This window comes from Neobacillus muris, from assembly GCF_943193175.1.
GTDB classification, from domain to species: Bacteria; Bacillota; Bacilli; order Bacillales; family Cytobacillaceae; genus Neobacillus; species Neobacillus muris.
The window spans coordinates 38459-51399 of sequence record NZ_CALPDF010000015.1 but is presented as its reverse complement, the minus strand read 5'-3'; the positions used below and the strand labels follow the sequence as shown (position 1 = coordinate 51399).

At 37.8% G+C, this 12941-nt stretch carries 13 protein-coding genes; 12 read left to right on the top strand and 1 reads right to left on the bottom strand.

Features of this window, described 5'->3' with window-relative positions:
• Positions 1–21 precede the first annotated feature (21 nt).
• The 9 genes from NFS43_RS12120 to NFS43_RS12080 all read left to right on the top strand — a co-directional run bounded on the left by NFS43_RS12120 (position 22) and on the right by NFS43_RS12080 (position 8960).
• The gene (locus NFS43_RS12120; RefSeq protein WP_251551935.1) at positions 22–1257 is read left to right on the top strand and encodes an O-antigen polymerase; all 1236 of its coding nucleotides are present in this window, start codon (positions 22–24) and stop codon (positions 1255–1257) included.
• Positions 1226–2062, top strand: a complete 837-nt coding sequence (locus tag NFS43_RS12115; protein ID WP_251551934.1) for a glycosyltransferase — start codon at positions 1226–1228, stop codon at positions 2060–2062. The genes NFS43_RS12120 and NFS43_RS12115 overlap by 32 nt, the downstream gene beginning before the upstream one ends.
• Positions 2063–2072: 10 nt before the next feature.
• Positions 2073–2786 (top strand): glycosyltransferase family 2 protein, encoded by a 714-nt coding sequence (locus tag NFS43_RS12110; protein ID WP_251551933.1) that lies wholly within the window; start codon positions 2073–2075, stop codon positions 2784–2786.
• Positions 2787–2901: 115 nt separating this feature from the next.
• Positions 2902–3777: a glucose-1-phosphate thymidylyltransferase RfbA gene (gene rfbA, locus NFS43_RS12105; protein WP_251551932.1), complete on the top strand. Its 876-nt coding sequence runs from the start codon at positions 2902–2904 to the stop codon at positions 3775–3777.
• Positions 3778–3794: 17 nt separating this feature from the next.
• Positions 3795–4355, top strand: a complete 561-nt coding sequence (gene rfbC / locus NFS43_RS12100) for a dTDP-4-dehydrorhamnose 3,5-epimerase (RefSeq protein WP_251551931.1) — start codon at positions 3795–3797, stop codon at positions 4353–4355.
• A 10-nt stretch (positions 4356–4365) separates the two neighbouring features.
• Positions 4366–5388 (top strand): dTDP-glucose 4,6-dehydratase, encoded by a 1023-nt coding sequence (gene rfbB, locus NFS43_RS12095; protein ID WP_251551930.1) that lies wholly within the window; start codon positions 4366–4368, stop codon positions 5386–5388.
• Positions 5388–6230 (top strand): dTDP-4-dehydrorhamnose reductase, encoded by an 843-nt coding sequence (gene rfbD / locus NFS43_RS12090; RefSeq protein WP_251551929.1) that lies wholly within the window; start codon positions 5388–5390, stop codon positions 6228–6230. The genes rfbB and rfbD overlap by 1 nt, the downstream gene beginning before the upstream one ends.
• A gap of 443 nt (positions 6231–6673) precedes the next feature.
• Entirely contained in the window at positions 6674–7735 is a 1062-nt protein-coding gene (locus NFS43_RS12085) for a glycosyltransferase family 4 protein (RefSeq protein ID WP_251551928.1), read from the top strand.
• Between the two features lie 160 nt (positions 7736–7895).
• On the top strand, positions 7896–8960 hold the full coding sequence (locus tag NFS43_RS12080; RefSeq protein ID WP_251551927.1) for a glycosyltransferase family 4 protein: 1065 nt from the start codon (positions 7896–7898) through the stop codon (positions 8958–8960).
• A gap of 102 nt (positions 8961–9062) precedes the next feature.
• On the opposite strand, the gene NFS43_RS12075 is transcribed toward NFS43_RS12080, so the two are convergent.
• Positions 9063–9704, bottom strand: a complete 642-nt coding sequence (locus tag NFS43_RS12075; RefSeq protein ID WP_251551926.1) for a YigZ family protein — start codon at positions 9702–9704, stop codon at positions 9063–9065.
• 239 nt (positions 9705–9943) lie between these two features.
• On the opposite strand from NFS43_RS12075, the gene NFS43_RS12070 reads away from it, so the two are divergent.
• The 3 genes from NFS43_RS12070 to NFS43_RS12060 all read left to right on the top strand — a co-directional run bounded on the left by NFS43_RS12070 (position 9944) and on the right by NFS43_RS12060 (position 12879).
• Positions 9944–11086 (top strand): sensor histidine kinase, encoded by a 1143-nt coding sequence (locus NFS43_RS12070; RefSeq protein ID WP_251551925.1) that lies wholly within the window; start codon positions 9944–9946, stop codon positions 11084–11086.
• 99 nt (positions 11087–11185) lie between these two features.
• A complete protein-coding gene (locus NFS43_RS12065; RefSeq protein WP_251551924.1) occupies positions 11186–11872 on the top strand; it encodes a response regulator in 687 nt (228 codons plus the stop codon).
• 167 nt (positions 11873–12039) lie between these two features.
• Positions 12040–12879 carry a DegV family protein gene (locus tag NFS43_RS12060; RefSeq protein WP_251551923.1) on the top strand — a complete coding sequence of 280 codons (840 nt, stop codon included), beginning with the start codon at positions 12040–12042 and terminating at the stop codon, positions 12877–12879.
• The last annotated feature ends 62 nt before the right edge of the window (positions 12880–12941 follow it).

Here is a 12941-nt window from a genome sequence, read left to right as displayed (position 1 = left end):
GGAAAGGGGGCAAGCTGGAGTTTGATTAATCCTTATTTTATTTATATTCTTTCTTTCCTGGCAGTTTTGGTTGCATACTTTTTAAGATGGTCAACACTGTTTCCAAACTTAGAATTACCATTGCTGCTCTTTTTGGTTTGCTCAATGGTTGCAGCATATTTTTTAGGAAGGGTTTTTACGAAGGAGAAAATCATTACTTTTCATAAAATCTATTACAAGAAACATTTGGAGCTCATCACATATGGGATTTTAGCCGGATACGTTTTGGAATTTTTATATCATAGAAATTTTCCACTTTTGGCAATGTTCACTAATACGCCTTTAAGTTACACAGAATTTGGTATCCCGACTTTCCATGTTTTATTGGTTACATTTAATTCATTTTTTTCACTTTATCTGTTTCAAATTGTTCTTTCCGATGCCAGCCAAAGAAAGAAATCAATCATATTCTACACGCTGACATTAGTGCCTTCTATTTTGATTTTAAATAGAGGTATGCTGCTTATTATCTTAATGAGCTGTGTTTTTATTTATTTAATTAAATATCAGTCCAAAATTACGGTAAAAAAAATAATTGGATTGTCAGTCTTAATGATATTTGGTTTGTATCTCTTCGGGGTTGCTGGAAATATGAGGGTGAATAATTCCTATCAAACCAATACATCCTTGTTTGACAATACTCTTTTTTTAGAAATTGGCGGGGCTACAGAGGAATTTAAAGAATCAGTAGTTCCAAAGGAATTTTTTTGGGCTTATATTTATGTTGCGTCACCGATTGCAAACTTACAGAAAACAATCAACAATTTCTCTTTTGAGAAAGATGTGAGTGTTTATGATTCCTTTGTTTTTACAATTACTCAAACAATGCCTGATTTTATCAGCAAGAGAGTAGTTTCTATGTATAATATCGAAATACCAGCAGGGTTTTTAATTACGCCTGAATTAAATGTGTCAACTGCTTTTGCTCAGCCGTATGTAATACTAGGATGGGTTGGAATTACATTTTATGTTCTTTTCGCCTTCTTATTCGCCTTCTTTTATATTTTATTGCTTAAAAAGCTGAATAGTGAGTACTTGGTCATTGGCGTTGTAATAATGAATTCTATATTTGTATTTACAACCTTCAGTAATATGTTTTCTTTCACGGGATTAAGTTTCCAACTTGTTTATCCCTTGCTATTTTCACTTTTTAGTGAAAAAAAAATAACTTCAAAGGCTGTTAAAGATGAAGCTGACTTTAGTAATAGTGGTATATAAAACAAAAATAAAAGATTCGACTACCTATTGTTCACTTTTAGAGGCGTTGAAAGAAAACAATGGAAATTTTGGGGATTTGTCAATTGTTATTTATGATAATAGTCCAATAAGGCAAAGTATTGAGCGGCCTGCTATATCAAATGTTGATATAGTATATCATCATGATTCAAGAAATTTAGGAATAGCTGCTGCTTATAATTATGCATGGTCAATTGCTCAAAAAAATGGGTCCGATTGGCTGATATTGTTAGATCATGATACCCAATTAACTAGTTCCTATATCAACGAAATATTACATTTACAAATATCAGAAGATGAAGTCGCAGCTATCGTTCCAAAAATTATAAGCGAAAATACCATGATCTCGCCTGTGTTTAGTCATTCTGTACGTCCTCTGCAAAATAAGCGGCCGCAGGCCGGGCTTCAAGAAGAGCCAGTCATGGCTATCAACTCCGGTACTCTCATTAAAACACAATTTTTAAATGAAATTGGCGGGTTTAATGAGGAATTCCCTCTTGATTATTTGGATCACTGGCTATTCTTTGAAATATACGCAAGAGGACGGAAGGTATTTGTTATAGACTCAGTGCTGGAACATGAATTATCCGTTATGGATTATAGCAGGGTATCGCTCAGCCGATATCAGAGCATTATAGAATCCGAAATAAATTTTTACAAAAATTACAAAAAAGATTTATTATTGGCCTATAAAAAACAGCTTGCTAAGCGGTTTCTTAAGCAGTTATTGAAAGTCAAAAATAAGAAAATCGCCATGTATACCTTACGTAAGCTTTTTTCATTTTAGAAGGAGCTAAATGATGATGTTATCAGTTTGTATGGCAACGTATAATGGTGAGCAGTTCGTACTAAGACAGCTTGACACGGTTCTAAAACAACTGGGTCCTAATGATGAAGTGATTGTAATAGACGACTGTTCAAAAGACAATACGGTCAAAGTCATTAATGAAACTTATGGCAGCAGGGTTCAAGTTATTGTCAATGAAGGAAATTTGGGAGCAATTAAAAGTTTTGAAAAAGCGATATCTTTAGCAAAGGGAGATATCCTTTTTCTGTGTGACCAAGATGATCTTTGGGAGGACAATAAAGTTTCAACTGTAGTCAAGGCCTTTAAGGAGCAGGAAGCTGTCCTTGTTGTTCATGATGCCTATGTAGTTAATGGCAGTCTTGAATCCATCAGCCCGTCTTGGAATCAATATAATCAGAATAACATAAATCAAGGGGTACTTGGGAACATATTAAAAAATGCTTTTACTGGGGCAATGATGGCATTTAAAAGGGAATTAGTTGCAGACATCTTGCCGTTTCCATCCTCCATTGAAATGCATGACCAATGGATTGCTCTAGTTTGTATGCTCAAAAAGAAAAAAATTGTTTTTATCGATCAGCCACTGATGAAATATGTCCGCCATGGAGGCAATGTCACTGGCATGAAAAAAAGGTCATTATTCATTCAGTTAAGAGGGCGGCTTCGGACCATTTTTGCTATCGCAATTTATAAACGTACTTAATTTTAAGTTTTCATTACATTTCCAATCAGATTTTGGCTTTTTACTCGGTCCTTCTTTATAATGGGGAAGGGACATTAAGAAGTTTTTTGTAGAAAATTAGGAGGAGTTGATATAAATGAAAGGCATAATACTTGCAGGTGGCAGTGGTACTAGACTTTATCCTTTGACGAAGGTGGTATCCAAACAGCTATTGCCAGTCTATGATAAACCGATGATTTATTATCCGCTATCTGTATTAATGTTAGCAGGCATTAAAGATATTTTAATTATCTCAACACCAGAGGATATCTCACGATTCGAACAAATATTGGGAGATGGCTCCGATTTAGGCATGAACTTTACATATAAAATCCAGCCTCATCCAGGCGGATTAGCACAAGCATTCATCTTAGGGGATGAATTCATTGGGGATGATAATGTCGCGTTAGTACTAGGCGATAATATTTTCTATGGCCATGGATTGACCAACCTATTGCGAAAGGCGGCTTCTCGCGAAAAAGGTGCGACAGTATTTGGATATTATGTCAACGATCCGGAACGTTTTGGTGTAGTAGAGTTTGATGAGTCTGGCAAGGCTGTCTCCATCGAGGAGAAGCCCGAGGCCCCTAAATCAAATTATGCTGTTACCGGACTTTATTTTTATGACAACCGTGTTGTTGAGATTGCGAAAAATATTAAGCCATCACCACGTGGTGAATTAGAAATTACGGATATAAACAAGGCTTATCTTGAAATGGGTGAGTTAAGTGTTGAACTACTAGGCCGTGGATATGCATGGCTGGATACTGGTACACACGCTTCGTTATTAGAGGCATCCCAGTTCATTGAAACGGTTGAGAAAAGACAGTCTTTAAAAATCGCCTGCCTTGAAGAGATTGCATACAAAATGGGATACATTACAAAAGATAAACTATTAGAACTCGCCGAGCCATTAAAAAAGAATCAATATGGTCAATACTTGATTAAAATCGCTAATCAAGGATTGAATTGATAAGTGAGGTTAAACAAATGAATGTAATTGAGACGAAGTTACCGGGAGTCAAAATACTAGAACCAAAAGTATTTGGTGATCATCGTGGTTATTTTATGGAAAGCTATAATAAGGAATTGTTTGAAAAGTTGGGATTGTATTATGATTTTGTTCAGGACAACCAATCTTTGTCGGCACCAACTGGCACATTAAGAGGTTTGCATTTTCAGCTAAACCCAAAAGCTCAAACGAAAGTAGTCCGCTGCATCACGGGGGCCATTTATGATGTGGCGGTTGATATTCGAAAAGGATCACCAACTTATGGACAATGGGCAGGCGTCATCTTAAGCGCGGAAAATAAACGCCAGCTGCTGGTTCCAAAGGGTTTTGCGCATGGCTTTTGTACATTGGTTCCTGACACAACTGTTGCTTATAAAGTTGATGAATACTATTCCCCAGAGCATGATGGCGGTATTTTGTGGAATGATCCTGATCTTGGGATTGACTGGCCGACTGCCAGCCCAATTCTGTCTGAAAAGGACACAAAGCATCCAAGACTAAAAGATGCAGCACATCTTAACTTTACTTACGAGAAATAGGAGGAAGCACATGAAGTTATTAATTACAGGCGGAGCAGGATTTATTGGAAGTAATTTTGTCCGCTACATGGTCAATAAACATCCGGAGTATAATATCGTAAATTTAGATTTACTAACCTATGCAGGTAACTTAGAGAATTTAAAGGATATTGAGAATAAGCCAAATTACAAGTTTGTTCGGGGGGATATTGCGGACCGAGACTTTGTACAGGGATTATTCCAAGAGGAAAAATTTGATTATGTGATTAACTTTGCTGCTGAATCACATGTGGATAGAAGTATTACAGATCCAGGAATTTTTGTTCAAACTAATATTCAAGGAACTCTTGCCTTACTAGATGCAGCGAAGAGCTTTGGAGTGAAAAAATATCTTCAGGTTTCAACTGATGAAGTGTATGGTACTTTAGGGGAGACCGGCTATTTTACAGAAGAAACTCCATTGGCGCCAAATAGTCCTTACAGTGCCAGTAAAGCTGGGGCTGATTTGCTTGTCCGTGCATATCATGAGACATTTGGGCTTCCAGTAAATATTACACGTTGTTCTAATAACTATGGACCATATCATTTCCCAGAAAAACTTATTCCTCTAATGATCATTAATGCATTAAATGATAAAGAGCTTCCTGTTTATGGGGATGGTTTAAATATCCGGGACTGGCTCCATGTTGAAGACCATTGTCAAGCGATTGACCTTGTGCTCCATAATGGCCGTGTTGGAGAGGTCTATAATGTTGGCGGCAACAATGAACGTACCAACATTGATATCGTCAAGACGATATTAAAGCAGCTTGGCAAACCTGAATCTTTAATCAAGTTTGTTAAAGATCGTCCGGGACATGACCGCCGTTATGCTATTGATGCAACAAAACTTCGTAATGAGCTTGGCTGGTCACCTAAATATAATTTTGAAACTGGGATTAAGCAAACTATTGAATGGTATTTAAATAACAGAGAATGGTGGGAAAACATCATTTCTGGTGAATATCAAGAATACTTTAAATCACAGTACGGTGACAGATTAGGGGTAGAATAATGAAAGTTATTGTTACAGGTGCAGCTGGCCAATTAGGGAAAGATGTTCTTTTGGAGTTAGAGAAAAAAAATCATCAAGCCATTGGTACCGACCGTGAACAATTAGATATTACGATTGAAGAGAATGTATTAGCTTTCATTAATGAGATTAAACCGGATGTTATTCTTCATTGTGCAGCTTATACCAATGTGGATGCCGCAGAGGAGAATGAAGATCTGGCTTACCAAATAAATGCATTAGGCACTAAAAATTTGGCTAAAGCAGCTAAGCAGGCTGGGGCTAAACTAATGTATATTAGTACAGATTATGTTTTTGATGGAACAGCGACTGAACCTTATGAAGTTGATGAACCAACAAAGCCATTAGGGGCATATGGAAGAACAAAACTTGCAGGGGAAGAATTTGTTAGGGAATATTTGGAGCAATTCTTTATTGTTCGGACTGCCTGGGTATTTGGTATTTATGGTCAAAACTTTGTAAAGACAATGCTGCGCCTTGGTAAAGAACGAGGTGAGGTTGGGGTCGTCCACGATCAAATTGGATCACCAACTTATACAGTTGACTTAGCGAAATTTATGGTTGAATTAATGGGAACTGAAAAATATGGTGTGTATCACGCCACCAACAGCGGTGTTTGTTCTTGGTATGAATTTGCTGTTGAAATTTTTAAACAGGCCGGATTGAATGTAAAAGTTAATCCGTTGACTACAGAGCAATTCCCGAGACCGGCAGCTCGACCAAAGTATTCTGTTCTAAGCAAAAAGAAGATTGAAGAACAAGGCTTGACTCCACTGCGTGATTGGAAGGCGGCATTGGCTGCCTATTTAAATGAAGCAAAATAAAAAGGAAGCATATAAATAGTTCCGATCAAGTGCGAAAGAGTAAAATATAAACATAATGATAAATGACACAAAAGCGCTTGGATTTCCAAGCGCTTTTGTATTAAATAGAAAAAATTTCAAAATATGTATACGTTCATTGCGATAAAAAGAATTATTAATTTGTCGTACATTATTATGAATTATTTTCACAATGAAACTTTTCGTGTTGTATACCGTCTATACAATTAATTAATAATCTCATTAGATTTAAGAATTATTTAAGATACTTTATTTAAGGAATTAAGGGATGTACTAGTTGAAGAATAATAGAGTGTTTATTTATCTGGATCGGTATGATATAATCCATTAGGATGGATTTTATGTTATACGGAATAAATTAACTGAATGAAAAGTAATATCCATGTAATTGTTGCCGTGGATATGAACTAACGGAGGGCCGTATGTTGTTTTATCTTAATCTAGCAATCTGTTTTTTTGCTGCAATACTTCTTACCCCACTAGTAAAAAAACTTGCATTTATAATTGGAGCAACAGATAAACCAAATCAAAGAAAAGTTCATTCACGGATCATGCCTAGATTAGGCGGACTGGCGGTATTTTTAAGTTTTATTATTGGAATTCTGATTTTAAAGCCAGTTGGTGAATATCATCTTCCAATTGTGATTGGAAGTATTATTATTATCTGTACTGGCATATTGGATGATGTAAAAGAAATTTCTCCAAAGTTAAAGTTAGCAGGTCAAGTTGCAGCAGCTGCTGTTATTGTAATATATGGCGGCTTAAAGGTTGAATTTATTAACTTGCCTTTTGGCGGGACAATTAACTTTGGATTTCTAAGTATTCCGCTGACAATGATTTGGATTATTGGCATTACAAATGCAATTAATTTAATAGATGGTTTAGATGGTTTAGCAGGCGGTGTTTCATCAATTGCTCTATTCACCATCGCAGGAATGTCTGTAGTAATGGCAAACGGATATGTTACGGTTATGGCCTTAATTGTAGCAGTTAGCACTGTAGGTTTCTTGTTTTACAATTTTCACCCAGCTAAGATCTTTATGGGTGATACAGGAGCACTATTCTTAGGTTATATGATTTCTGTATTATCCTTGTTAGGTTACAAAAACGTAACGTTTATTTCCCTGGTTATTCCTGTAATTATCTTGGGAGTGCCAATTTCTGATACATTCTTTGCAATTATTAGGCGAGTTGTTAACAAACAGCCAATATCGGCACCAGACAAATCGCATCTGCATCATTGTTTATTAAGAGCCGGATTTACCCATCGCCAAACGGTACTGTTAATATATGCAATGGCTGCTGTTTTTGGATTAAGTGCGTTCATCTTCTCACAATCCACAGTATGGGGTTCCTTAATCGTTATCTTGGTTCTGTTGGTTAGTATTGAAATCATCGTTGAGAAGATTGGTTTGGTTCGTGAGGATTATAAACCGCTGTTAAAGCTAATGAAGGGCCTTAAGCCAATTAATTTACGAAATCGTTAAGTAGTTTATCCAGCCTAAAGAGATTTTCGAATCTTTTTAGGCTTTTTATTTTTAATGCATAAAATTAAAAATAAAAGGTTTATCTTCCGAAATTTTACAGTCAATAACATGTTTTAAAGTCCTCCTTAAGGACAAAATTAATTTTAAGGAGGATTTTTGTATGCTTTATCTTACCTTGGTATTATGTTTTATCTTAACGGTGCTTATAACACCGCTCATAAAAAAATTAGCTTTCCTTATTGGTGCAACAGACAGGCCTAACCAACGAAAGGTCCATCAATCCATAATGCCAAGGCTGGGTGGTTTAGCTATCTTTGTCAGCTTTTTGACGGGAGTTTTCCTTCTTCAGCCGGAAAACCACTCATCGCCTGCTATTTTACTCGGATGCTTCATTATTGTTACGACTGGCCTGCTAGATGATTTATTTGAGCTATCAGCGAAATATAAGTTGATTGGTCAGTTATTGGCTGCTTTAAGTGTGGTCTTTCTTGGCGATTTAGAAGTAGTATTTATAAACCTCCCATTTGGTGGACAGGTCCAGTTTGGCTTATTAAGCATCCCTTTCACACTTTTTTGGATTGTAGGGATTACAAATGCGATTAATTTAATTGATGGATTGGATGGCTTAGCGGCCGGGGTGTCCTCTATAGCATTAATTACCATTTCAGGAATTGCTTTAATACAGGGGAACTTATATGTGGTAGCGGTTGGATTAATTGTCCTAACCAGCACATTAGGATTTTTAATATATAATTTTCATCCGGCTAAAATTTTTATGGGTGATACGGGCGCATTATTTCTAGGATACATTATTTCGGTTTTATCTCTTCTCGGGTTTAAAAACATTACGTTTATTTCGTTCGTTATTCCCGTTATCATTTTAGGTGTGCCTATTTCTGATACGGTATTCGCTATTCTTAGAAGAGTCATTCAAAAAAAACCATTATCAGCGCCGGACAAATCGCATCTTCACCATTGTTTGCTCCGTATCGGCTACTCTCACAGGCAGACCGTTTTACTTATTTATGCCATGGCTGCATTCTTTGGATTAGTGGCTGTTATATACTCACAGGCTAAAGTTGGAGGAGCCATTTTCTTAATTGCAATCGTCATCTTTTTTATCGAAATCCTTGCCGAGCGAATTGGTCTTGTAGGAAAAAACTATCGCCCTGTTTTGAACATTGTCGAAACATTAAGGACAAGCTTTGCTAAAGGAAGGTCATAAAACAAATAACGACAAAAAACGGGACCCAGCTAAACTAGGTCCCGTTTTATTTCCCAATTGTTTTCCTTTTCAAGTCCTATTATAATTTCCCTAAAGGTATTGTTAATTTCTTACAAAGTCTTCTTCTAGATAAAGGGTCTCTCCTGCTTGGATGGTGCATTGGCCGTTTGTTAATTCAATCATCCATTCAGTAAACGAGTGGGTTTTGCTTCCATCTACAAAGACTTCGATATTGACGATATCTAAATAATGTATATCTTTCATTTTATACTCGGAGCTTCGTAATTCTTTTTCAATTTTTCCAAGCCATGTATAGTCAATTTTAACCTGCATGACTTGAACGAGCCGCCGTTCGACAATGCCTGTTGCATCCAGGACCTCTGAGGTGGCTTTGCCGTAAGCACGAATGAGGCCGCCGGCACCTAATTTGATCCCGCCAAAATAACGGGTCACGACCACAACCGTATCTTTAAGGTTTCTTTTTTTTAATACCTCGAGGATCGGGACGCCTGCGGTTCCACTGGGTTCGCCATCATCATTCGCCTTTTGAATCTGATCGTGCTCTCCGATCAAATAAGCGGAGCAATTATGTGTAGCGTTCCAATGCTTTTTCTTAATCGTTTGGATGAATTCTTGGGCTTCTTGCTCTGATTCAGCTCTAGCGACATGGGCAATGAAACGGGACTTTTGAATCGTAATTTCATGTTCTCCGAATTGTTTAACTGTTAAATAACGAGGCAGCATCGTGAAATCCTTCCTTTTATTAAAAAAATTTCTGTAATATACCTTTAATCTGGGTGTAAAGTTCGAATGGTATAATATATACAGTCTTAATAGGCAAAAAGGAGCAGTAGAAAAAATCTTCATTTATTATACTACTCTAAAGCAAAACCAGGCTTGGGTCTATGGCTGTTAAAAAATTTTTTTCAATATTCACAAGGTGTTACAGACCTAAAGGGAAAATATCCCCTGGAGGAGCCAAAATGAAAATTAAACAGATGAATGTGAAATCCATTGATGAAATCCGCGAAGAAATGCTTGAAACGGTGACATGCAGTAAAAGTGACATTTTTCGAATTAGCGAACAATGCCGGGAAGACTATGAAAATATCACCAATGAACTTACCTCTATCCAGCAAATGATGGTAAAATTGATGGATGAAGGAGATCAACTAGAAATTTTAGTGAGTGATGCCAGGCAAAAGCTCTCTGAAGTGAGCAAAAATTTTAAGCTTTATACAGAAGAAGAAATCCGGGATGCTTACGAAAAGGCGCATCAATTGCAAATGGATCTCTCCATTAACTGGCAGTACAAAAAGCAGCTCCTTGAAAAAAGAGATGAACTTGAGCGCAGGCTGATTGGAATACATTCCACGATTGACCGGGCAGAGCAGCTCATATCGCAAATTTCTGTGGTCATGAATTACCTGCAGAGTGATTTAAAACAATTTGGCGAAGCGTTTGAAAATGCGAAGGCAAGAGAAGATTTTGGGCTGAAAATTATCGAAGCGCAGGAAGAAGAGCGCAGGCGGCTTTCGAGGGAAATTCATGACGGACCAGCGCAAATGCTTGCCAACGTCATCGTCCGCTCCGATTTAGTGGAACGGGTATTCCGTGAGAAAGGGCCTGAAGAGGGATTTTCTGAAATTAACAGCTTCAAAAAAATGGTGCGTGCTGCCCTTTATGAGGTCCGTCGAATCATTTACGACTTACGTCCAATGGCCTTGGATGATTTGGGGCTCGTTCCTACCCTAAGAAAATACCTAAAAACGATTGAGGAATACCATAATCAATCAGAAATTGTTTTTATCAACAGCGGTCTTGAGTGCCGGCTTCCAGCTAAATATGAAGTGGCTTTGTTTCGCTTGATTCAGGAATCCGTGCAAAATGCCTTGAAGCATGCCAATGCCTGTCAGATAAAAGTCCAATTAGAAATCGCCAATACAGGCATTACGGTATTAATAAAGGACAATGGAGTTGGGTTTGACCCTTCCCATAAAAAGCCGGAATCATTCGGATTAATTGGCATGAGGGAGCGGGTGGAACTTCTCGATGGTGATATCACCATTGATTCAAGAATTGGAAAAGGAACTGAGGTATTCATTACGGTTCCATTAAAGAATTAATAATGCTAATGAACATGAATATGTATAATACAATCAAGAACTGTCAATAGATAAAAGCTTTCCAGCAGGAAAACACGGAGAAACCAGGAGGGGTTACATATGACTACTACAAAAATTGCGATTATTGACGATCACCAGCTCTTTAGAGAAGGCGTTAAAAGAATACTTGAATTTGAAAAATCCTTTAAAGTCGTTGCCGAAGGGGATGACGGCAGTGATGCACTTACGATTGTGGAGGAGCACCGCCCTGATGTGGTGATTATGGATATTAATATGCCGCAAGTTAACGGAGTGGAAGCAACCCGTGAGTTGATTGAAAAATACCCAGATACAAAGGTGATTATTTTATCGATTCATGATGATGAAAATTATGTCACCCATGCCCTGCAAACAGGCGCCAGCGGCTATTTGCTGAAGGAAATGGATGCGGATGCCTTGATTGAGGCCGTTCGGGTTGTGGCTGACGGAGGTTCTTACCTGCATCCTAAGGTAACACACAATCTAGTCAATGAATATCGTAAATTGGCAGCAGGCGTTTCACGCGGAGGTGTTTACGCCCAAACAGTTGAAATTCGCCGTCCACTGCACTTATTAACACGCCGTGAATGCGAAGTGCTGCAAATGCTGGCCGATGGAAAAAGCAACCGGGGCATTGGCGAAGCTTTATACATCAGCGAAAAAACAGTTAAGAACCATGTAAGTAATATACTTCAAAAAATGAACGTTAATGACCGTACCCAAGCAGTGGTATCCGCCATTAAAAATGGCTGGGTAGAGGTTCGATAAGTAAGAAACAATTATGAAATCATGGCAAGTAAAAGGGCATACATCAGGTGTATGCTCTTTTTATGTTGGGAAATTTAAGCCATTTCATAATGCTTTTTTGGTTTGATTCATATACAATGATGTTTATGCAAACGTTTGATATAAAACTAACAAGGATGGTTATTAAGATGAAAACGGCAATTGTCACTGACAGTACCGCGTACATTCCGAAAGATATACGGGAAAAATGGAATATCCATATGATTCCGTTACAAGTGATATTCGGAACAGAGGTTTTACAAGAAGAAATTGATATAACAGCAAGTGAATTTTATGAAGCGGTAAGGACAAAAGAGCTGCCAAAGACTTCCCAGCCGCCGATTGGCCAGATGGTTGAATTGCTTGAAAAGCTGTCAAAGGATTATGATGCAGTCATCAGCATCCATTTATCAAGCGGTATCAGCGGGACGTACCAAGGAGCCATCACAGCCGGAACGATGGTGGATGGAATTAAAGTCTTTGCATTTGACTCAGAAATCAGCTGTATGGTTCAGGGCTTGTATGCAATTGAAGCTGCGATGATGGCTTTACAAGGAAAAACTCCCGAGGTTATCTTGGAGAGGCTTGAGGAGCTGAAAAAGACTGCCCGAGCGTATTTTATGGTAGATGACTTATCGCATTTGCAAAGGGGCGGAAGGCTGTCAGGTGCCCAAGCATTCATTGGCAGTTTGCTTCAGGTTAAACCATTGCTTCATTTTGAAGACAAAGTGATTGTTCCTTTTGAAAAAATCCGTACTAGGAAAAAGGCATTGAAACGGATTAGTGACCTGCTGGGAGAAGATGCGGCTAGCGGCAAAGCCTATCGCGCTGTTATTATCCATGCAAATCGAGAGAAAGAAGCGAACGAATGGAAGGACGAACTGGAAACCTTATATCCAAATGTTGAGTTTTCTATAGGCTACTTTGGGGCTGTTATTGGCACCCATTTGGGTGAAGGATCGATGGGAATGGGCTGGATGAAAAAATAGCTCATTAAAAAGGGACTAGAAAATTTTTTCTAGTCCTTTTTTGAAATGATGTACTTTCTTAA